Consider the following 22,427-nt stretch of genomic DNA (forward strand, 5'->3'; position numbering starts at 1 on the left):
CCATTGAAGGAAGGAGTTTCGTCTTCATTACTATTCCTGCTTAGTAGGCCCACCAATTGCCTGACATGACAATCATCGAGAACAGCTTGAGGCTGTCTTCATAATAGTTCTCTGCCGCGCTGTCAGCCGTATGGCTCCAGAGGGAATTCAGCCAGCTCTGGTTCGCAGATGAGGTCATTGCGCCCACACCGAAGGGGCCGTAAAAGGCACCGCTGTTGTAGCTGCCAAAGGTGGTTCCGTCCAGCTTGTAGCCATCCTTAATATTGCCTGGCGTGCCTCCTGTCTTGGTCTTGATCCAGCTGCTCTGCTGGGTCAGCTGGGATAAGGCGCGATTGTCGCCGGTGAGCAGATAATCGGTAGTGATCCGCCATGGAACCCGGCACGAATTATAGTTGTAATCCCCGTCACGCTGAGATTCCAGGAAATTCGCGGCAGCAGGCTTATACGTATTGTTAGAGTAGACTACGAAGTCAGGAAGCAGACCGGTTGTGGAGCTATAGCCGGTATATAGACTGTTGATTAAGGTGTAGGTCTTATTCGTTACATTCTGCCAGCGGGCATCCCCGGTAGCGGCTTGGAAGGCTTTGAAGTGATTCACCATGAAATCCGAAGGGCGGGTGGCTGTGTTATAGGAGCCGCTGTTCGCCCAGTCTCCGAGGCGGATCGTCCACTGGGACTGATTGATATCATTATTCATGATGGCGTTAATGATATTGGTCGCAGCCTGCAAGTAGTTAACGGTTCCGCTGCTTCCCCATTGCTTGTGGGCGAGCAGCAGGGAGTAGGCAATATCCATGTCGCCGTCTGTAGCCGAATTCTGGCCTTCGACATTCTGGAAGCTGCTGTTCTGTTTCCAGGACATCAGGTACGGATTAATGGAGCTGGGGTGTGCCGTGTAGTAATTATAGAGTCCATTATAGTAGGTCTGCGCATTGCCGTCATAGCCGGCCAGCAGGACGGTGAACAGCATCCCGTAGCCCTGCGCTTCAGATACGGTTTCCCCGTTCGAGTTATACTTCACATAGTATTTTCCGCTGCCGGCCGGCTTGAGGTACGTCCCCTTCCAGGCATCCCATTTGCTCTTGACCGCATTATCCAGTGCAGTTTGACTTACATGATTCGGCTTGATGGTTCCGCTGGTGTAAGTCGTATGCTGCGGGAACGGCTTGTTCACGGCGGCGAATGCAGACCCGGCGGGCAGGATAAAGACGGCCAAACATAGAAGCAGCAGACTTGTCCAGTGCAGCTTGCGCTTACCTTGCTTGTTCATAACTCATTCACTCCTCAACAGTTAGTGGATTGATTCGGTATAGATTTGCTTGTAGCAAAAATCGATCTCTTTCTTCCAATTCTTCCATTTGTAACATATTCAATATATGATTTCAGAGACTTGCTGTCAATGAGCAGATGGCCGCTCACACGAAAAGCCCTCTCAAACCGCAGAATTCACACGGCAGGCCTGAGAGGGCTGACTATACTCTTGCTCTAATGAAATTTGGAACAGTTTCTACTCCACATCGGTAATCATATGCTCCGCAATCAGCTGCTGCTTGCGGTTCCACAGCTGTTCGCTGAGGTTCACGCGGAAGACTTCCGGGTTCAGCTTACGCAGATACTCCGGCCAGAAAAGGTCAAGCTGCTCCTGATGGTAGCGGCGGATCTCCGCCAGATCCGGCAGGGTATAGACCTGGAAGCCGTTCACCACAATCGGCTCCAGCATCCGCACCGCGTCGTAGCGCTCCACATGCTTCTTCATATAAGGATGCAGCGGGTTGAACAGCTTCAGCCGGACCCCGCTGCGGGGCGCAGGCTCATCGGCGAAGCTGATATAATCAGCCAGCGCCTTGCCGTTCTGGCCGATAATGCGGTAGACTTCCTTTTTGCCGGGCGTAGATACCTTCTCAGGGTTGGAAGAGATCTTAATCGTAGGGATCATCTCGCCGCTTGGAGCTTCAATCTCAACCAGCTTGTAGACGCCGCCCAGCGAAGGCTGATCCGAAGCGGTAATCAGCTGGGTTCCAACCCCCCATGTATCGATCGCCGCCCCTTGTGACTTCAAGTTCATGATGGTGTTCTCATCCAGATCATTGGAGGCCACGATCTTCACATACTGCAGCCCGGCTTCATCCAGCATCTCGCGCGCCTTGCGGGACAGATAAGCAAGGTCACCGCTGTCCAGCCGGATGCCGTTCATCCGTTTGCCCTGCGCTTCCAGCTTCTTCGCCGTGTTGATCGCATTCGGCACACCGCTGCGCAGGGTATCGAAGGTATCCACCAGCAGCGTCACGCCGTCCGGCATCACTCTCGCGTAGGCGTCGAACGCTTCCTGCTCACTCGGGAAGCTCTGCACCCAGGAATGGGCATGGGTGCCCTTCGTAGGGATGCCGAACTTTTTGCCGGCCAGCATGTTCGAGGTCGCGTGGAAACCGCCGACATAAGCAGCGCGAGCGCCCCAGACTGCGGCATCCGCCTCCTGCGCGCGGCGCGTTCCGAACTCCAGCAGTGTATCATGCGGGGCCACCTGCTTGATACGCGACGCCTTGGTAGCAATCAACGTCTGGTAATTCATGAAGTTCAGGATAGCAGTCTCGACCAGCTGCGCCTCCATAATCGTGCCTTCGACCCGGATCAGCGGCTCATCGGGGAAGACCAGAGCCCCTTCCTTCATGGAATGGATACTGCCCTGGAAATGGAACTGCAGCAGCTCCTCCAGGAAGGCCGGCGCATAGTTCTCTTCCTGCTCCGACAGGTAGCGGATATCCTCTTCCGTGAACCGCAGCTCCGCGATGTACTGGGCGATCCGCTCCAGCCCGGCGAACACGGCGAATCCGTTGCCGAACGGCAGCTTGCGGAAGTAGGCTTCGAATACTGCCCGGCGCTTGTGTGTACCATTCATCCAGTGGGCATACATCATATTAATCTGATATTTGTCTGTATGTAGAGCAAGTTCTCCCCTCAAGTCCTCATCTCCTATGCTGATGTGTTACTACTCTGCTAACGCCGTGACAACCTTCGCTCCAAGACTGCCGCGGAAGTGTCCGAGCGCCCACACATGGCCGTCAGGATTGAAGCTGGCGACGGCATCCTCATGCACCGTTATCCCAAAGCCATGATTGTAGGCATCCACCGCCGTATGCAGCACACAGATATCCGTACATACCCCGATCAGATGCACCTCGGTAATGCCCCGCTCACGCAGCTTCAGTGCAAGATCCGTGCCGCAGAAGGCGCTGTAACGCGTTTTGTCCATCCAGTAGATGGCTTCCCGGTTCGCCTCGTAGACAGCCTTCAGGCTGCCGTACAGCTCGCGCCCCTGGCTTCCCCGCAGATTATGCGGCGGAAACAGCTTGGTCTCCGGGTGGTACGGATCATCCGCTTCATGCAAATCTATAGCCATCACCACATAATCCCCGCTGCGCACGAATTGCTCTGTCAATTCACTGACTCTGGGCGCAATATCGATGCCGGGCTGGCCGACAGGCAGGTTCCCGTCAACAAAATCATTCGTGAAATCAATTACAATCAGTGCTCTCATAGGTCAGCCTCCTAAAAGGTTAATGGGCTTGCACTTCCCGGCACCTTACGTATAGATGGATAATAACGGCTCATGGTCCGTGAACATATAGAGCTGTGCCGGGCGCTGGGAGTATTGATTGGAGCTGAGCGGATTCCCCGCTTCATCGCTCACTTCTTTTAATATACCCTGACGGCTGCGTGTTGACGTAATTTTGCGGATAAAATTCGGTTCTTTGAATTCCGGCACCACTGTCTGAATCACCTGGTACAGCTCACTCAGTGTGAAATGGCGCGGCAGGAACTGCCGGGCAATCGTCGTCTGCAGCATCTGCTGCTGAATCCGCAGGTAGGCATCGGTAATAATGTCATGGTGGTCAAAAGCCAGCTCCAGCTCCTCCAGCGCTTCCTTCAGTGTGAACAGGCCAACCTCGCCTGCATCATCCGAGGCCTGCCGCTGCTCCAGCATCCACTCCTCCACCAGCGCAAAGAAGGCATGGCTGATAATCCAGCCGCGCGGATCACGACCCGGTTGGCTGTAGACGCCGAGATATTCCAAATGTCCGCCGTCCACGCCCGTTTCTTCCTTCAGCTCGCGTGTAGCGGCATCATAGATCGATTCATCCTCCTGGCAAAAGCCGCCCGGCAGGGCCCACATGCCCGCACACGGCCATTTTTTGCGCCGGACCAGCATGACCTTCAGCTCGCGCAGCGGCAGCGTCTTCGTGACGGTCTTCCGCTCGCGTTTGGTCAGTGTAAACATGACAATATCCGCCGGAACGCCATCCGGAGTGCGGTACTTCTTGGCGTTATAGGTTTGTTCCGCGTTCTCAGTCACTATAGATCATCCTTTGCCGCAGCTATTGTTTGTTGTTCGTATCTTTTAATGTACCAAACCTGTCCGCCCAAAATCAACTTCCAGAGCCGGAAGATTGCCGAAAGATATGTAAAAGGGACGGATTCACATCCGCCCCCCGGGGGTTCTGCATTAATCTCCGCATGTGGAGGGCGGCGCCTCGGTGCCTGCTTCCACATTGATTTTATCCGAAACAGTATCCCTGATCACCGAAATGACCATCTGCAGCAGATAATTGATATCGCTCTGGCTCTGCTGGAACTCGTTCACAACCGGGATACTGTCAATTTCATCCTGCAGCTCTTCAATCTCACGTTCAATCTTCTCGACCATGGCCTGGTTCTTGAAGCTCTCGAACGCCACGATCTCCTTCTGCTTCTTCTTAATCGTAGCAATAAGTCCCTGCACACGCTCGTGATTCAGAATCTTCTGCTCGGCCTGCTGGAAATGACGGACCTCCTCACTGGTGGAGATGAGTGCAGCCAAGTCCTTCGCTTTGCCCATAATATCCTCACGAACAATTAAATCCCGGGTATTATGGGTCTGCATGCCATATTCATTCAGTCGTGCTTCTTCCTGGCTCATTCTTCTCGCCCCATTTCTCTATAATTAGAGGACCGCTGCGGCTTCCGCCTGATAGTCCCCTCTAATGTACCAAGTCTTCGCGCCCGTAATGCTCACCTGCACCAGCGTGCCAATCAGGGAGGACGGGCCTTCAAAATGCACCAGCTTACTGTCACGGGTACGTCCAGCCAGCATCCGGGCATTATTCTTGCTCTCGCCTTCCACCAGAACCTCCACTTGCTGGCCCAGCATCCGCTCATTCCCCAGCCGGCTCTGCTCCTTGATCAGATCATTAAGACGCTGGAGACGCGCGCTCTTGACCTCTGGCGGAACATTATCCTCCATCCCGGCTGCCGGAGTCCCTTCGCGCGGAGAATAAATGAAGGTATACGCCATATCATACCCTACTTCGCGCACCAGGGACAGTGTCTCCTCGAACTGCTCCTCTGTCTCACCGGGGAAGCCGACGATAATATCAGTAGTCAGCACCGTATCCGGCACGCCTGCCTTAATTTTGCGGACCAGCTCCAGATAGGCTTCACGGGTATATTTGCGGCTCATGCGCTTCAGCACGGCTGTGCTTCCCGACTGCACCGGCAGATGGATATGCTCCACCAGATTGCCGCCTTTACCCAGCACATGAATCAATTTATCGTCAAAATCACGCGGATGCGAGGTCATGAACCGGATACGCGGAATGTCGATCCCACGCATGTCGTCCATCAGGTCGCCGAAGGTATACTCAATGTCGGTAAAATCCTTGCCGTAGGCGTTCACGTTCTGCCCCAGCAGCGTCACTTCCTTGAACCCCTGACGGGCCAGCTCCCGTACCTCGGCAATGACATCCTCCGGACGTCTGCTCCGCTCCTTCCCCCGGGTGAACGGCACAATGCAGTAGGTACAGAACTTGTCGCAGCCGTACATAATGTTCACCCAGGCGCGCAGACCCTCCCGCTTCTTCGGCAGATTCTCGATGATATCGCCTTCCTTGGACCAGACCTCGATGACCAGCTCGCGGCTGAATACCGCTTCCTTGATCAGCTCCGGCAGGCGGTGGATATTATGTGTGCCAAAAATCAGATCAACGAAGCCGTACCGGCTCATGATCCGGTTGACCACGCCCTCCTCCTGGGACATACAGCCGCAGATCCCCAGGAGCAGGCCGGGCTTCTCCAGCTTCAGTGTTTTGAGATGGCCCAGCTCTCCGAATACCTTATCCTCCGCATTCTCGCGGATCGCACATGTATTAAGTAAAATAATATCAGCCTCACTGCGGTCTTCAGCCGCCCGGTAACCGAGCTGCTCCAGCATTCCCTTCATCGTCTCCGTGTCATGCTCATTCATCTGGCAGCCGTAGGTGGTAATATGATAGCTCTTGCCTGCACCGAAATCTGCCATCTCCGGCGGAATGTCGAAATGATACAGCACCTCAATCTCTTCCTTGCCCCGCCGCTTGCCTTCCTTGTAATCGGGCTGGCTGTTGATCTGCACGTTTCTGCCTTTGATCCGGTAGGTGGTCTTGCCCTCGGTCTCGCTGATGATCTTGGCATCCGTGAAATCGAAATACTGCCCGTAATCCTTGCTTCCCTTCGCCATGCTAAAGTCACATCCTCTGCTGATGTCCCCATATTTTCCGTGCTTTTCTAATGAGAAATTATATCACACCGCTCCCAAGATAATCCAATCACAGAAGCAGAATATCCGCACAGTAAGACCTTCTTGCAGTCAGCAGGAAGAGAGGGCAAGGTCCACACCACTCGTCTGGCTACCTCTCTCTTATCCATCCGGCGAATTAAGGGGCAGTAGTATTGTACTTCTGGCACAACCTGCGATAAACGCACGGCCTACGCGGTGCACCCAGTTCAATTGTGTTCGGTTTTTCGATTACATTCGTCTTACGTGGCACACCCAGTCTCATTGTGGTCGGTTTTTCGATTACATTTGGCCTACGCGGCGCACCCAGTCCCATTGTGTTCGGTTTTTCGATTACATTTGGCCTACGTGACGCTCCCAGTCCATTTGTGTTCGGTTTTTCGATTACATTTGGCTTACGCGGTGCACCCAGTCCAATTGTGTTCGATTTTCCGTTACAATTTGTTAAATAGATGAAAGACGACGTTCTGTTTTTAGGCACGCTGCTCATTTTCATGCTGGAGTTGTGCCTTGAAAGACATGTTTGTTTTCGCATACATACTGAGCTCCTCATATACTCATGATGCCTCCGGATCATTCAAAGAGTACTTCTCCCCACGCTACGCCCCCTTATCCGCAACAGACGGATAATATAATTTCCTATACGACAAAAAAGCCCGGCCTTTAATGTAAGGTCCCGGACTTATTTATTATAACCAGCTTGCCGCCAGACGTCTTAATCCCCAAGCCTATAGATCAAAATCGATGCGTTGGAGTTGATCTGCGTTCCTCCGGCCAGGGTCTGTAAAGTAATTGCAGCGGCACTGGAATGGTTCCTTAAAGTGATTACATCGCCGGGGACTACAGAGATAATCACCATCCCGGGGTTAGGCTGTGTTCCCGCTCCTGAACCATAGACGCTGCCACCTACAGGTGCCCCGTTCAGATACAAAGTGAACTGATTCGGTTCCACTGCGGTGACAATGAAGATTACCGCATAATCTCCTGCATTCTCAACATTAATCTGAGCTGTATTAGGGGTATGCGAGAAGCCGACAAGACTCTCATTGCTGTCAAAAGTAACATCCGCTTCGGTAGCCACGGTCTGAGCCGCCGTATTGAAAATATAAGCATAAGATGACGCCAGTGCGCCTGTGGCGCCCGTTACACCAGTCAAACCCGTGGCTCCAGTTGCACCTGTTGCACCCGTCACACCTGTTACACCCGTGGCTCCTGTCACACCTGTGGCTCCGGTGACTCCTGTTGCCCCTGTCACACCCGTTACCCCCGTCACACCTGTTACACCCGTGGCTCCTGTCACACCTGTGGCTCCGGTGACTCCTGTGGCTCCGGTGACTCCTGTTGCCCCCGTCGCACCCGTCACACCCGTCACACCCGTTACACCCGTGGCACCCGTCACACCCGTTACTCCCGTCACACCTGTGGCTCCGGTGACTCCTGTTGCCCCCGTCACTCCCGTCACCCCCGTCACACCTGTGGCCCCCGTTACTCCCGTCACACCTGTAGCTCCGGTGACTCCTGTTGCCCCTTCTCCCAGCAACTCCTGCGAGACCAGCCGGTGTGCTGTTACCAACTGCCCGCTGGCATTTTGGCCCCATAGGGATACCTGCGCTTCCGAGACTGCCGTTCCTGTCGTGTTGAACACGAATTCAAAAGCATCCAGGTCCGCATAGTAAATTCTGGTAACCACTTGGGAGGGAGCCACACTGATCTCCTCTTGTACATATAAGGTGCGTATGCCGTTCAGGGTATAACCCAAAATAAGAATATCGAAGAATCCGGTTATATTGCGGCCGTCTATTTTGAGTGTTACCCTTTGAGTCGGGCGGGTCCCCGTATTGCTTGCAATATTATTCTCAATCGGTCCTGTAGATAAAATTGCCATTTCCAGCTCCCCTCTCAATCTAAATCCAGCTATATTAATAGCAATATTCGAGAGAATACAGAAGAGTGTTGGCATATTGGTATTATTATAAGAAACAGTAACAACCAGTACATCTTCAAAGATTCACCCGCAAAAAAAACACCCCATGCGGGCAGCCATGAGCTGATAGACTTGAAGTCTAACCTAATGGCTTGGCACAGGGTGTTACAGATCAAGCTCTATTGATTAATACAATGTCTTGGTAGACTCCGAGGTGAACGGAATAATCTCGTTAATCTTGCCTGCCTGCACTTTCGCAGGCCAAGCCGGATCACTGATCAAGGCTCTGCCTACCGCTACCAGGTCGAACTCGCCTTTATCCAGCCGGAGCAGCAGCCGCTCAAGGTTGTCATCCTCATTCTTCTCCGTAACCGCACTGGTGAATGCGCTGTCCAGGCCGACAGAACCTACTGTGATCGCAGGCTTGCCTGTAATCTTCTTGGTCCAGCCTGCCAAGTTAAGCTCCGAGCCTGCGAATTCCGGCTCCCAGAACCGCCGGGTCGAGCAGTGGAAGATATCCACACCGGCATTGCTGAGCGGGGTGAGGAAGCGGGCCAGGTCTTCGGGAGTCGCTGCCAGCTTAGCGTCATAGGCCCCGGCCTTCCACTGCGAGAAGCGGAGTACGATCGGGAAATCCGGTCCTACCGCGCGGCGGCAGGCATCGATCACTTCCACCGCGAAGGTGGTGCGCGCTTCCAGATCGCCGCCGTATTCATCGGTCCGGTGGTTGGTCTTCTCCCAGAAGAACTGGTCGATCAAATAGCCATGGGCACCGTGCAGCTCAATGCCGTCGAAGCCGATGGCCTTGGCCGCCTTCGCTGCCTTGGCAAAGGCACTGACGATGACCTGAATCTCGCTCTTAGTCATCGGCTCCGTGACCTGTTCTCCAGCCAGATTCAGCCCGGACGGGCCGATCGGCAGCGCCGAAGCGTTAGGCAGCTCACCAATGCTGCGGGCCATGCCGACATGCCAGAGCTGAGGCATAATCTTGCCCCCGGCAGCATGCACCCCGCTCACGACCTGCGCCCAGCCCTCGAGGGCGGCTTCGCCATGGAAGTTCGGGATATCCTGATGGCTGACTGCCGCCGGATGATCGATGGCTGTGCCTTCGGTAATGATCAGGCCCACTCCGCCTTCCGCGCGGCGGCGGTAATACGCCGCCACCTCAGGCCCAGGTACGCCCTCAGGAGAATGCACCCGGGTCATCGGTGCCATAACTACGCGGTTGCTTAGGGACAAGCCTCCGCCTTCAAAAGGTTCAAACAATGCAGCAACGTTCATAATCCATTAGCCTCCATTTCATACGATGATTACTTGATGATTACTTTAAGTAAGCATTAGTATGACGGTTCCCGGCGGCAAATGCAAATGACTGCCAGTCTAAGAGATTCGATAAGTCTTATAAGTCCAGCACTCCGGCTTTTGGAGTCACCCGGAAGGCTGCCGCCAGATCTGCCAGCTGCTGATCGGTGATCTTCTGCCGAACCTTTCTTCCGCCGATCAGGTTATACACAATCGCAGCTTTCTCTATCGTTTCGACCAGTCCAAAGGTGGCATCCATCGTCGCACCGGTCACAAAGATCCCATGCTGCGGCCAGATGACCACGCGGTATTCCTTCATCCGGTCAGCGGTGGCCCGGCCGATCTCGCTGCTCCCCGGCACCATCCAGGGAATGACGCTGACGCCATCCGGGAAGACCACCAGACATTCTGTGCACATCTCCCACAGCGTCTTGGTGAATTTCAGCTCATCCAGATCATGGGTGAAGGTCATGGCAATGACATTCGTTGCATGGGTATGCAGCACAATCCGGTGCGCCGGATCTACCTTCAGCCGTTCGATATGGCTCATGAAGTGGGAAGCCAGCTCACTGGTCGGAACAGCGCCGCCCCGCAGTCCCCATAGCACCTCCACACTCTCACCGCTGCTGCTTACACGCAGCACACCCAGATTGGCCTCCGGGTCTTTGATCACATTACGAAAATACTTGCCTGATCCGGTAACGATGAAGTATTTGCCCGCCAGCTCCGCTACAGGGAAGGTAAGGCTGATCGTACGCAGCGGCTCACGGATATTGATATACTTGGCTACCTCTTCTTCATCCAGGAGGTAACTGACGTTGCCCCCGTTCAGCTCATCCCAGCCCAGCGACCACATGTGATGGGTAATTTCGGACATTTCCTCAATAAAAGGCGCGGTGACGCCGGATATATACCCTTTGGATTCAATTACGGAAGTACTCATATACTCTCTCCTTCTATATGCACCTTCAGCGTGCGGGTACTTGTTATTTTGTGATTTCAGCAGCCTGATCTTATCTTAAAGCCAATACATCCTGCTCATAGCGCTTCACTTCAGCCAACCATTGCTCGCGGACCGGAGCCCCCTGCGAAGCGCAATAGTAATCCCAGACTGCACCGAACGGGTAGGACTTGAATTCTTCCACCAGGGCCAGCCGTGAGGTGTAATCTCCGGCCTGTTCAATGGCCCGAAGCTCCTCAATCGGCTCCAGCATAGCGCGCAGCAGGGCCTTGATCGTATTGCGCGTGCCGATTACCCAAGCCGCCAGGTGATTGATGCTGCCGTCGAAGAAGTCGAGCCCGATATGCGTGCGCGGCAGCAGCTCCCCGCGAACCAGCTCGCGGGCAATCTCCAGCAGTTCATCGTCCATCGTGACCACATGATCACTGTCCCAGCGGACCGATCTGCTGACATGCAGCAGCAGCTGCTCACTGAACATCAGGATGGAGCTGAGCTTGTTCGAGATCACTTCCGTCGGATGGAAATGCCCGGCATCCAGGCAGATGGCCTTACCGCGTGTCAGGCCGTAGCCCATGTAGAACTCATGTGATCCGACAACGTAGCTCTCCGAGCCGATACCGAACAGCTTGCTCTCCACGGCATCAATATTGTACTGCGGATCAATCTCCTCGCTGAAGATTTCATCCAGCGATTCCTTAAGACGTACGCGCGGTGCCAGACGATCCACCGGAGTATCTTTATAGCCGTCCGGTACCCAGAAGTTCGTTACACAGGGCTGCCCCAGTTCACGGCCGAAATGCTCCGCGATTCTGCGGGAAGCCTTGCAGTGCTTAATCCAGAAGCTGCGGATCTCTTCGTCCGCATGGCTGAGGGTGAAGCCGTCTGCCGCCTTCGGATGCGAAAAGCAGGTCGGATTGAAATCAAGACCTAAACCTTGCTCCTTGGCCCATTCCACCCAGTTCGTGAAATGGCGCGGCGCCAGCTCATCCAGATCCACCTGCTCCTTCGTATCAGCATAGATCGCATGCAGATTGACCTTATGCTTGCCGGGAATCAGCGAGAGGGCCTTCTCCAAATCCTGACGCAGCTCATCCGGTGTACCGGCCCGGCCGGGGTAGCTGCCGGTCACGGCAATGCCGCCGCTCAGCTCTTTATCCTTGAACAGGAAGCCCCGTACATCGTCGCCCTGCCAGCAATGGAGTGAGATTTTGATCCGGGCCAGCTTCTTCAGCACCCCGTCCGTATCAATCCCATGGGCTGCATATAATTTCTTCGCTTCGTTGTAGCTGTTAATGATGCTCTGATCCATGCTGTTGCCTCCTAATTACATATTGTGAATATTTGCTCCCGGATGAAGCTGCTTCCAGCGGTCTAGCAGCTCCGTTAGCTGAGGAACCGGCTGCGGCAGATAAGACTGGATCGCAAAGGACTGGCCGATGATCCGCCGGGCTTCATGGATGTCTGCCATGCGGCCCGCCTCAATCATCTGCACAGCCAGATTACCCAAGGCTGTGGATTCGGTTGGTCCGGCCAGCACTTCCCTGCCGGTAACATCCGCCGTCAGCTGGCACAGCAGCCTATTGTTAGCGCCGCCGCCGACAATTTGCAGCACTTCGATGCGCCCCCCGATGAGGTCTTCCAATTCAGACAGATAGCTGCGGTAGGATAGCGCCAGACTGTCGAAGATACAGCGGGCCAGCTCGCCCGCCGTCTGCGGCACAGGCTGGCTGCTCTCCAGGCAGGCCTGGCGGATCTCCTGAATCATATCGTCCGGGTTCAGGAACCGCGGATGATTGCAAGGAATCAGGCTGCGGAAGCCTGCGCATACACCGGCCTGCTCTGCCAGTTCCGCGAAGCTAAACCTTTCTCCGTCCAGCCTGCGCACTTCCTGGATCAGCCAGAGGCCCATAATATTCTTCAGGAACCTGTAAGTCCCGTAAGCGCCCCACTCGTTGGTATAATTGGCTGCCATCGCTCTGCGGTCATTAAGGGGGTGATCCAGCTCAACTCCCAACAGAGACCAGGTTCCGCTGCTAAGATAGGCTGACGCACGGCCCTTCTGAGCAGGCACACCAAGTACCGCAGATGCCGTGTCATGTGTAGCCACGCAGATCAGGCGGCACTCCGGTAGATCATACTCCGCGCGCAGCTCCTGCGTAATGAAGCCAAGATTTTCCCCAGGCTCAGTCAATGGAGCGAACTGTTCACGCCGCAGACCCAGGAATTCCAGCAGCTCAAGGTCGAAATCTCGGGTCGCAAGATTCAATAGCTGTGTCGTGGAGGCATTGGTAACCTCGTTCATCTTCCGTCCGCCGAGCCGGTAGTAGAGATAATCCGGCACCAGCAGGATCTGATCCGCCGTCTCCAGTTCTTCCCGGTCATGCGCATATAGCTGATACAGCGTATTGAAGGGAAGCTGCTGAATGCCCGTTTTGGCGTAGACCTTCTCTGGCGGAAGCAGCCGCCCGACTTCCTCCATCACCCTGTCGGTCCGGCGGTCGCGGTAGGCGTAGACCCCGCTTATCTGCTTGCCTTCGGCATCCAGCAGCACATAATCTACCGCCCAGGTATCAATCCCGAGGGTGCATTCGTGAATGCCTCTTAGCTTCGCCTGCTGCAGACCGTTAATAATTTCATTCAATAAATAATCCATATCCCAGAAGCAGGAGCCTTCCTGCTCCGTGAAGCCATTGCTGAAACGGTGAAGCTCCGCAAGGGTGAGGCTCCCGTCCACGAGCTGTCCGAGTACCAGCCGTCCGCTGGAGGCGCCGATATCGACGGCGATATGATGGGTCATAGGGAATCTCCTATTCTATGGGAGGTGATTTACAGAATTTTGCGGAATAACGCGATTACTTCATCTTTGGTAGGAATAAAAGGGTTACCGGGCGCGCAGGCATCCTTCATGGCGTTCTCAGCCAGCAGATCGAGATCTACTTCCGCTACCCCCAGCTCGGACAGCTTGGCAGGAATGCCAACCTCCTTGGACAAGGCCTTAATCGCTTCAATGACGTAATCCGCACATTCCTTGTCGCTGCGTCCTTCAGTCTGCATACCGGCCGCTCTGGCAATCGCTCTGAACTTCTCCGGCACATGCTTGGCATTCTCTTCTTCCACGTAAGGCAGCAGCATTGCATTGCACACGCCGTGCGGCAGATCATAGACCCCGCCGAGCTGATGGGCCATGGCATGCACGTAGCCTAAGCCTGCGTTATTGAAGGCGAGGCCGCCGAGAAAGATTGCATAGACCATCTGCTCACGCGCTTCAATATCGTGTCCGTTCGTTACCGTCCGCGCCAGATTGCCGAAGATCAGCTCCACCGCAGCCAGTGCGGTAGCATCGGTTACCGGATATGCGCCTGGAGTGACCAGCGCTTCAATCGCATGCGTCAGTGCATCCATGCCCGTTGCTGCCGTCAGCGCAGCAGGCTTATCGACCATCAGCTCCGGATCATTCACCGAGAGGGTGGCGATGCTGTTCTTGTCTACCATGACCATCTTGATCTTGCGCTCTTCATCCGTAATCACGTAGTTGATCGTCACTTCACTTGAAGTCCCGGCCGTCGTGTTCACCGCAACAATCGGCAGAGATTTATTTTTGGATTTGTGAACGCCTTCATAATCGGCAATATGCCCGCCGTTAGTGGCAACAATGCCGATGGCCTTGGCCGTATCCTGCGGCGAGCCGCCGCCGATAGAGATCAGATAGTCACATTCGTGCTGCTTCAGGAAGTCTACGCCGTCATGGACATTTTTGCAGGTAGGGTTCGGCTTCACTTCATCATATATCACATACTGAATTCCCGCTTCATCCAGCACAGCCAGCAGCCTTCCGGCGATTCCGCTCTTCATCAGGAACTTGTCTGTGACCACAAGCGCCTTGTTCAGCTTCAGCTCTTGAATGTACGGGGCGATGTCCTTCAGACAGCCCTTTCCCATAATGTTAATCGACGGCACATAATAGACATGAGTACTCATTGCTTAACCAGCCTCCCGGGCACATAAATAGTTAATGAACACTGTAAGCATACACTCCACCTGTTGACCTTCTCATCGTATCGCCGTTAATCTGTGTTGTCAACATTTTAAACACTAAATAAGTTGTTTTTATTTGTTTATTATTTGTTTCACGGGAAATAAACGATCATTATTGTGGGTTTCAGAGCAAATGAGGCTCACCATGTTGTACAACACAGAAATAACAGTCTATATTAAGACTATCAATTCTGGAAAGGTGATACGTATGCTCGCTGCCGAAAGACGCAAAAAAATAATCGACCTTGTCCATCAGGACAAACGGGTGCTGGTGTCCGATCTGAGCCGGATGTTCGAGGTTACTGAGGAGACGATCCGCAGAGACCTGGAGAAGCTGGAGAAGGATGGCATTGTGAGCCGTACCTACGGTGGAGCCATGCTGAACAGGCATACCAATGAGGATCTGCCTTTTCTGACCCGGGGAGCACTCAATACGGATATCAAACGCGCAATAGCGATCCAGGCGCTGGATCTGATTAATGACGGGGATACCCTGATGGTCGACCCCAGCTCGACTTCGTTTGAATTCCTGAAGCTGCTGGGTAATAAAAGTAATCTGACGATCATCACCAATTCGATCAACATTCTTCATGAGTTCGCGAGTTCAAGCCACAGCATTATTTCTACAGGCGGCTCACTCCGCCACCGTTCCCTGTCGCTTGTCGGCCCCTTAGCCCATGAGACCATCCAGCGCTACAATGTGGACACCGCCATAATCAGCTGCAAGGCCCTCGATATGGGCCGCGGGGTCACCGATTCCAATGAACCGGAATGTGAGCTGAAGAAATATATGCTGCGCCAGGCACAGAAGGTTGTGCTGCTCGCGGACCATACCAAGTTCGACCAGACGGCCTTCGCCAGGCTCGCAGAGCTAAGCCGGATCGATGTGCTGATTACCGACCGTAAGCCATCGGAAGCGTGGCTGAAGCTGTTGTCCGAGCAGAATGTGCAAGTATTGTACTAAGTTTATGGGAGATCTGTCATGGGAGATTCATCTTAGGGAGGAGAAATAATCAAATGGGCAAAAAGAGAATAACCTTACCTGCGGACTTCCGCGAGCTGGTTAAATCAGGGGATATCGATGCACTGAAGGCTGTTTTTGAGAAATGTGATTGGAATGCCACCTTGGGGTCTTACAAAGAACCCGCACTCAGCATCCGGCAGATTCCGGACGAGCTGGTCCGCTGGCTGGTGGAGCAGGGTGCCGACATTAACGCCAGGGACAAATATCAGCGCACCCCGCTGTATTCGCAGGCCGGAACCTGGTCCGGCAATATCCCTCTGTTCCTGGAGCTTGGTGCGGAGCTGGAAGCCGTAGATTATCAGAATCAGACCCCGCTGCACGCTGCGGTCAACTATTACCGTACACAGGCGGTACGGGATCTGGTGGCCCACGGCGCCAATGTCCATGCGGTGAATAAGTCGGGGAACACACCGCTGTCTAAGGCCCTATTGCAATGCCGGAATAGCGATATCGCCGACATGCTGGAAATCTCGCACATCCTGCTGGATGCCGGGGCGGTGATCACACCGGAGATGAAGGAATCTGTGAAGAATATCGGCAAGAGCTTTGAATTCTCCAGATCCAATTTCAATAAAGAGCGCTTAAGCGAAACCGCCGAGGCCCTGGACTCACTGTACAAGCTATTCGATGTGGAGCCTGTAGCAGCGCGGGTGATGCATGACGGCGTTTCCAGGATCGAGGTAAACAGCACAAGATGGCAGGATCAGCACCAGGAGCTCTGGGAATTACTAATCCCGGCATCAGGACATGCGCTCACCGTACAGGGAGAGGTCATTCGCATCACCGGCCGGATCTCACATGAAATCATGAATAACGGCGGAGGCAACTGGGATGCCGATTTCCGTAAAATGCTGAAGGCGCTGCTCCTGCACTTCGCCTCGGGCACACCACTGGACCCTACGCACCTGAAGGAAGCGGCGGATTTAGCCGGATACCTGCGCCATGGCAACGGCAATGATGAGCCGGCCAGATTATGCGAATTGGCCGTGAATTGGGTACTTGCCAATCCACAGCCCGTTTCGTTGCCGCAACCGGATTACAAACGCTAAACGCTGAGACATCCAGTACTTGTCCTGCTATCTATGAAGAAGAGGCTCCCTTGGAGAGCATAATATTCAGAATGGCCTGATCTGTGGCGGCAAGCCCCTCCTGGACCAAGGTCTCCATATTCTTGATCGTATCCTCCACCTTCTCGAAGATGACACCGTCATTGAGACTCGCGGAGATATTGTTCATGGCGAGGGTGGCGGACTGAATGGCCGCGTTGGTAGCCGTGGAGATTTTGAGTGCACAGGTTGGCTTGGCGCCATCGCAGATCATGCCGGAAGTAGAGGCTATCGTGTTCTGGATGGAGTGCTTGATCTGCGCAAGCGTCCCGCCCATCAGATAGACAATGCCGCTGCCCGCCCCCACTCCACCGGCAATGCCTGAGCCGCAGAGCGGGGACAGACGGCCAATGTAATGCTTCACATGGATGGTAATCAGATTGCTGAGCGCCATCGCTCTGGCCAGGGTCTCCTCATCCTTGCCGAGGAGCTCGGCCAGAGCAATGACCGGCATGGTACAGGCAATCCCCTGATTGCCGCTTCCCGCAGTCGTCATTACCGGCATGGCACTGCCGTCCATCCGTGCATCGGATGCGGCTGCCGTTGCGGCAATGATCCGGTTCGCCACATCCGCGCCGAACAGATTGAGGGCGGATTGCTGGCTCATTTTCCGGCCCACCTGGAGGCCATACTCCCCGCGCAGCCCTTCCTCCGAGATCGCCTTATTCATAACCGCTCCCTCCAGCAGGAAGCGAAGATCCTCGAATGATGTATTCTCAACGAATGCATAGATATCTTCGAGTGTGACCGAGTATACCTCAGGGTCCAGACTTAGCGGGTCTCCGCAGTCGGCCTTGTCCATTTTCGGCTCAAGCCGCTGGCCATCCTTCGCCAGAAACTGCACATTCGTGTGCTCTTTTACCAGGATCGCTGTGGCGGTATGGTTCTTGCTGTGTACTCTCGCTTCTATATATAGCTTCTCCGGCGTATCCTTCAGCTCAACCTCCAGCAGCTTACGCTCCAGCAGTCCCTCTGCACTTGCCAGCTCCTCCGGGGTCAGTCCGGACAGAATCTCAAGCTTCCGCTCCGAGCGGCGCACCACCGCACCCAAGGCCGCCGCTATCGGCAAGCCCGTCTGGCCTGTACCAGGAATCCCTACGCCCATCGCATTCTTGATGATATTGCCGCTGAGGAACAGCTGAATCGCCGTAATCTCCTCTTCCACCAGTTCAGCCGCCAACGAGACGGCATAAGCTACCGCAATCGGTTCGGTGCAGCCTTCTGCCGGTATAATTTCTTTGTGTAATACTTCCAGTAGGTTAACCATCTGTGCATCACCATTCCCTCTGTCTGCCTGACTATGTCTATATCTGTTTCTATATATAGTACATCAGATAGACAGTCCGGGGAATCCCCGTTATTACCCATCACCCGCCCAGCTTCACCAGCCGCTTCAGCCCTTCTGTACAGGCCCAGCCTCCGGCACCTGCCAGAATCGCATTATGACAAAGGTTCAAAGCCAGCTTATACGTCATACTGCCGATAATGATTTCAACCACGACAAACCGTAAAATATCTCTCTTCGTGATCAGATAGACTCTGAATTCCTGATTACGGGACACCTGCCATCTCCCCCGCCCATTTTCATGTTTCTGTACTTATATGCTTCGGGCGGGTTGTCTGATTCTCTGTGCCAGGCACAACAAAGAGCAGCACTTCTCCATTGGCTTGATTGCTCGGTTGGCGGCTATTCGGCGGATTCAGGTGCACTAGTGCTCTTCATTTGCACGGTTGGCAGGTATTCGGCGGATTCAGGTGCACTAGTGCTCTTCATTTGCTCGATTGGCGGGTATTCGGTGAATTCAATGGGGCTGAACCAAAAGTCATGAAATGGCTGCTTGGGACAGCTCTTTATTGCGGAGTAGGACCAACGTGAGCACTTAGGTGGACGCTCCGCAAACGGACCGTTGCTCCAATAACTGTTGTGTCCAGATTTTTTTCATTCCCCTTAGCGGTGAAAATCCGGACACAAAGGCGACCGCTTCCGCTTTTACGCGGGTCGTTCCGTCCGCTCCGCTGTTTAAGTGGGAAACGATCATCCATGCTAAAAAAGAAACAAAAAAATCGCTCAGAGAGCGTTCGGCAGTTGCGTAAGGAGGTGTTGCCTTAAAAGACGACCCATTAGCTGTACGCTGAATGACAGAACCGGAAATTGCTTGGACAACTGAAGAACAATCGAGGCTTCCGGGGATTTCTGCAAGTGGCTGTCGTCGCTCATAGAAAATTACTTTTGGGACAGCCCCTTTCAGTTCTCCATCCGGCCCACTTCCGGCCGATTTAATAGAATTTATCCCTTTCTTTTTCCCATCCGGCCCGCTTCCGGCCGATTCAATGGGATTTATCCCCTTCATTTTCCCATCCGGCCCGCTTCCGGCCGATTTAATGGGATTTATCCCTTTCATTTTCCCATCCGGCCCACTTCCGGCCGATTTAATGGGATTTATCCCTTTCAGTTCTCCATCCGGCCCACTTCCGGCCGATTTAATGGGATTTATCCCTTTCACTTCCCGTACGTCCCGCTTCCGGCCCGACTTCCGGCCAAAGCCCAAACAGAAGAGGCTGCCCAAACAGCCATTTCATGGCTTTGGGACAGCCCCCTGATATCACCGCTTCAGCCTAATTGCTGCTGCTTACTTCGACTCCACCGCATGGCCGCCGAATTCGTTGCGCAAGGCGGCGACGACTTTGCCGGTGAAGGTGTCGGTCTCCAGCGACCGGTAACGCATGAGCAGAGCCATGGCGATGACCGGGGTCGCCGCCTGCAGGTCAAATGCAGTCTCCAGCGTCCATCTTCCCTCCCCGGAGGAATGCATGATTCCTTTGATCTCCTCCAGCTTGGCGTCCTTGGAGAAGGCGCGTTCGATCAGCTCCATCAGCCAGGAGCGGACCACCGAGCCGTTATTCCAGACGCGGGCCACCTGCTCGAAGTCGAAGTCATACCCGCTTTTCTCCAGCACCTCGAAGCCCTCGCCAATGGCGGCCATCATCCCGTATTCAATGCCGTTGTGTACCATCTTGAGGAAATGTCCGCTGCCGGATTTGCCGGCATACAGGTACCCGTTCTCCACAGCGGTGTCCCGGAACAGCGGTTCGGCCACCGCCCACGCCTCCTCATCTCCGCCAACCATATAACATGCGCCATTCCGCGCGCCTTCCATTCCGCCGGACGTTCCGGCATCCAGGAAATGAATCCCGTGGGCGCCAAGCTCGTCATGACGGCGGATCGACTCTTTATAATGAGAGTTCCCGGCTTCGATAATGATATCTCCCTTGGATAATAGGGGCGTCAGTTCAGCAATCACTGAATCTACAAAAGTATGGGGAACCATGATCCAGAGAACGCGCGGGGAATCAAGCAAACCCGTAAGCTCCTCCAGGCTTGCTGCCCCGGACGCCCCGCGTTCGGCCAGTTCCTGCACGGCAGCGGCATTCACATCATACGCTACTACTTCGTGAGCATGCTCCAATAGATTCTGGCCGAGATTGAAGCCCATTTTGCCCAGTCCGATTAATCCGACTTTCATAATGAATCCCTCCGAATAGTGTTGTCATATAAAAGCTAACTCTGTCCGATGAACGTGTGCAGGCTCTGCATTCTCCGGTTCATCCAGCCACCAGTGGAACTCGCCAAGGAGCTGGTCTGCTGCCGCCGGGCCATTAGATCCGGCAGGATACAGGTGCAGCGGCAGGCTGCCTTCTGCTGTTGCTTCGATTATAGGCTGAACCCACTGCCAGGACAACTCAACTTCCTCCCAATGGGCGAAGAACGTGGCATCGCCGAGCATCGCATCATAGATCAGATTCTCATAAGCTTCCGGCACATCAGGATTGACCGGCTCATGCTTAATGCTAACCGGCTCAAGCTGCCCGTGCTGAAGCGGATTCTTGGTATTCAGAGTCAGGGAGATGCCCTCATGCGGGCCAATATCAATCACCAGCAGATTAGGGTCAAGCGGCAGCTTGTTACGGTTCTTGTTATGCACATCATTAAACGGCTCTTTGAATTCTATAACAATCCGTGTGGATTTCTCCTTCATGCGCTTACCTGTACGAATATAGAACGGCACGTCATTCCACAGCGGATCATCGATCCACAGGCGTGCAGCAATATACGTCTCATTCTGTGAGGTGGCTGCGATCCCCGGTTCAACGGTATACGCAGGCACTTGCTGTCCGCGCATCGCCCCCGCTGCATACTGGCCGCGCACTACATGCTGTGCTACCTCTTCCGGAAGCAGGGGCCGGACGGAACGTATGACATGCCGTTTTTTGCTGCGGACGTCCTCCGGTGTACTGCCCTTCGGCAGCTGCATCGCCATCATCATGAGCAATTGGAGCATATGGTTCTGGAACATATCACGCAGCGCGCCAGCCTTATCATAGTAACCCGCCCGCTCTTCCACCCCTACCGTTTCACTGGCGGTAATCTGAACATTGGCGATATACCGGTTCTGCCACAAGGCCCGCAGCACAGGGTTAGAGTATTTCAGCACCTCCAGGTTCTGCACCATCGGCTTGCCGAGGAAGTGGTCAATACGGAAGATTTCCTCCTCTGCAAAAGCTTCGCTCAAGCTCTCATTCAGCACGCGTGCCGACTGCAGATCCCGTCCAAACGGCTTCTCGATGATCAGACGTTTCCAGCCCTGGGTATCCCCAAGGCCGCTGGCATTGATGCCTGCGGCAATCTCCCCGAAGAATTCGGGACCGACCGACAGATAGAACATCCGGTTTTGCGGAAGCCCCAGCTCTTCCTCCCGGCGCTGTACATGCCCAAGCAGCTTCACATAATCCTCAGGACGCCCAACATCCAGCACACTATATTCAAAAGCCTGCAGGAAATTCTGCAGCGCCGCAGTATCCTCTACCGGACGGCGCGAGAAGGTGCGCAGGGAATCCAGCACCTGACGCTGGAACGTCTCATTCGTGAGTTCCCTTCTGCCCAGCCCAATGACTGAGAGAGGACCGGAAAGCTTGCCATCCGTGAACAGGTTGTATAGAGCGGGGAAGATTTTTCGCTTCGCCAAGTCCCCGGTTGCGCCAAAAAGTACAAATGTAGATGAGTCCACTTTCATTCCTCCCGTTATTATCATTTTATTATATAGTTACTTAATATTACTCAGGAACTTTTATAACACACATCATACGACTATAAACTCAATTCGTCAATCTCAATTCGACATTTACGATAATTACCCAAACATGCCAAATAGCAGGCCTTCATGAAGAAGACCTGCAATGAGACCGAAGCCATGATCAGAACCACGAAGCGACCAGATCATTGATCGGCTTGAAGATGAATATAATCAGCAGCAGCGGGCTGGGAACCTGGATTTTGAGCAGCGTGCATATCGTGGCAGCCATTCCAACGATCCACAGCAGACCCCAGACCACACGGTCACGCCGCTTCTGCCTGCCCTTCAGAGAGGACAGATCAATGGCTACACAGCCTGCAGCAATCAGAGCAAACATCAGCACCAGCAGCATACAGC

20 protein-coding genes are annotated in these 22,427 nt (G+C 54.1%); 2 read left to right on the plus strand and 18 right to left on the minus strand.

Annotated features, from left to right (window positions below; translation table 11 throughout):
- Positions 1-40: 40 nt before the first annotated feature.
- The 12 genes from NST43_RS16670 to NST43_RS16725 all read right to left on the minus strand — a co-directional run bounded on the left by NST43_RS16670 (position 41) and on the right by NST43_RS16725 (position 14,751).
- A complete protein-coding gene (locus NST43_RS16670) occupies positions 41-1,270 on the minus strand; it encodes a glycosyl hydrolase family 8 (protein ID WP_339218180.1) in 1,230 nt (409 codons plus the stop codon).
- 237 nt (positions 1,271-1,507) lie between these two features.
- On the minus strand, positions 1,508-2,959 hold the full coding sequence (locus tag NST43_RS16675) for a nicotinate phosphoribosyltransferase (protein ID WP_339218182.1): 1,452 nt from the start codon (positions 2,957-2,959) through the stop codon (positions 1,508-1,510).
- A gap of 27 nt (positions 2,960-2,986) precedes the next feature.
- Entirely contained in the window at positions 2,987-3,535 is a 549-nt protein-coding gene (locus tag NST43_RS16680) for an isochorismatase family cysteine hydrolase (RefSeq protein WP_339218183.1), read from the minus strand.
- Positions 3,536-3,580: 45 nt separating this feature from the next.
- Positions 3,581-4,351, minus strand: a complete 771-nt coding sequence (locus tag NST43_RS16685) for an NUDIX hydrolase (protein WP_209989564.1) — start codon at positions 4,349-4,351, stop codon at positions 3,581-3,583.
- Between the two features lie 150 nt (positions 4,352-4,501).
- A complete protein-coding gene (locus NST43_RS16690; RefSeq protein WP_036699099.1) occupies positions 4,502-4,954 on the minus strand; it encodes a YlbF family regulator in 453 nt (150 codons plus the stop codon).
- 24 nt (positions 4,955-4,978) lie between these two features.
- Positions 4,979-6,529: a tRNA (N6-isopentenyl adenosine(37)-C2)-methylthiotransferase MiaB gene (gene miaB / locus NST43_RS16695; RefSeq protein ID WP_209989558.1), complete on the minus strand. Its 1,551-nt coding sequence runs from the start codon at positions 6,527-6,529 to the stop codon at positions 4,979-4,981.
- A gap of 772 nt (positions 6,530-7,301) precedes the next feature.
- On the minus strand, positions 7,302-8,471 hold the full coding sequence (locus NST43_RS16700) for a hypothetical protein (RefSeq protein WP_339218186.1): 1,170 nt from the start codon (positions 8,469-8,471) through the stop codon (positions 7,302-7,304).
- 225 nt (positions 8,472-8,696) lie between these two features.
- Positions 8,697-9,791: an NADH:flavin oxidoreductase gene (locus tag NST43_RS16705; RefSeq protein ID WP_209989547.1), complete on the minus strand. Its 1,095-nt coding sequence runs from the start codon at positions 9,789-9,791 to the stop codon at positions 8,697-8,699.
- Between the two features lie 118 nt (positions 9,792-9,909).
- Positions 9,910-10,755 (minus strand): rhamnulose-1-phosphate aldolase, encoded by an 846-nt coding sequence (rhaD, locus tag NST43_RS16710; RefSeq protein WP_339218188.1) that lies wholly within the window; start codon positions 10,753-10,755, stop codon positions 9,910-9,912.
- Between the two features lie 70 nt (positions 10,756-10,825).
- Entirely contained in the window at positions 10,826-12,082 is a 1,257-nt protein-coding gene (rhaA, locus tag NST43_RS16715; RefSeq protein WP_339218190.1) for an L-rhamnose isomerase, read from the minus strand.
- Between the two features lie 15 nt (positions 12,083-12,097).
- Positions 12,098-13,570 carry a rhamnulokinase gene (rhaB, locus tag NST43_RS16720; RefSeq protein ID WP_339218192.1) on the minus strand — a complete coding sequence of 491 codons (1,473 nt, stop codon included), beginning with the start codon at positions 13,568-13,570 and terminating at the stop codon, positions 12,098-12,100.
- A 29-nt stretch (positions 13,571-13,599) separates the two neighbouring features.
- On the minus strand, positions 13,600-14,751 hold the full coding sequence (locus NST43_RS16725) for an iron-containing alcohol dehydrogenase (RefSeq protein ID WP_339218194.1): 1,152 nt from the start codon (positions 14,749-14,751) through the stop codon (positions 13,600-13,602).
- Between the two features lie 265 nt (positions 14,752-15,016).
- Between NST43_RS16725 and NST43_RS16730 the strand changes: the two genes are divergently transcribed.
- Both NST43_RS16730 and NST43_RS16735 read left to right on the plus strand, forming a co-directional pair.
- Positions 15,017-15,772 (plus strand): DeoR/GlpR family DNA-binding transcription regulator, encoded by a 756-nt coding sequence (locus NST43_RS16730; RefSeq protein ID WP_339225447.1) that lies wholly within the window; start codon positions 15,017-15,019, stop codon positions 15,770-15,772.
- Between the two features lie 53 nt (positions 15,773-15,825).
- Positions 15,826-16,881 (plus strand): ankyrin repeat domain-containing protein, encoded by a 1,056-nt coding sequence (locus tag NST43_RS16735; protein ID WP_339218196.1) that lies wholly within the window; start codon positions 15,826-15,828, stop codon positions 16,879-16,881.
- A gap of 31 nt (positions 16,882-16,912) precedes the next feature.
- On the opposite strand, the gene NST43_RS16740 is transcribed toward NST43_RS16735, so the two are convergent.
- From NST43_RS16740 to NST43_RS16765, 6 genes are all read right to left on the minus strand, one after another.
- Positions 16,913-18,205 (minus strand): L-serine ammonia-lyase, iron-sulfur-dependent, subunit alpha, encoded by a 1,293-nt coding sequence (locus tag NST43_RS16740; RefSeq protein WP_339218198.1) that lies wholly within the window; start codon positions 18,203-18,205, stop codon positions 16,913-16,915.
- A 100-nt stretch (positions 18,206-18,305) separates the two neighbouring features.
- On the minus strand, positions 18,306-18,500 hold the full coding sequence (locus tag NST43_RS16745; protein WP_339218200.1) for a hypothetical protein: 195 nt from the start codon (positions 18,498-18,500) through the stop codon (positions 18,306-18,308).
- 318 nt (positions 18,501-18,818) lie between these two features.
- Complete coding sequence (locus tag NST43_RS16750; RefSeq protein ID WP_339218201.1) at positions 18,819-19,442, minus strand: hypothetical protein; 624 nt, start codon at positions 19,440-19,442, stop codon at positions 18,819-18,821.
- Between the two features lie 126 nt (positions 19,443-19,568).
- A complete protein-coding gene (gnd, locus tag NST43_RS16755; protein ID WP_209989510.1) occupies positions 19,569-20,462 on the minus strand; it encodes a phosphogluconate dehydrogenase (NAD(+)-dependent, decarboxylating) in 894 nt (297 codons plus the stop codon).
- Positions 20,463-20,486: 24 nt separating this feature from the next.
- A complete protein-coding gene (zwf, locus tag NST43_RS16760; protein ID WP_339218203.1) occupies positions 20,487-22,004 on the minus strand; it encodes a glucose-6-phosphate dehydrogenase in 1,518 nt (505 codons plus the stop codon).
- A gap of 187 nt (positions 22,005-22,191) precedes the next feature.
- Positions 22,192-22,422: a hypothetical protein gene (locus NST43_RS16765; protein WP_339218205.1), complete on the minus strand. Its 231-nt coding sequence runs from the start codon at positions 22,420-22,422 to the stop codon at positions 22,192-22,194.
- Positions 22,423-22,427: the final 5 nt, after the last annotated feature.

This window comes from Paenibacillus sp. FSL H8-0332, assembly GCF_037963835.1.
Lineage (GTDB): Bacteria > Bacillota > Bacilli > Paenibacillales > Paenibacillaceae > Paenibacillus_AQ > Paenibacillus_AQ rhizoplanae.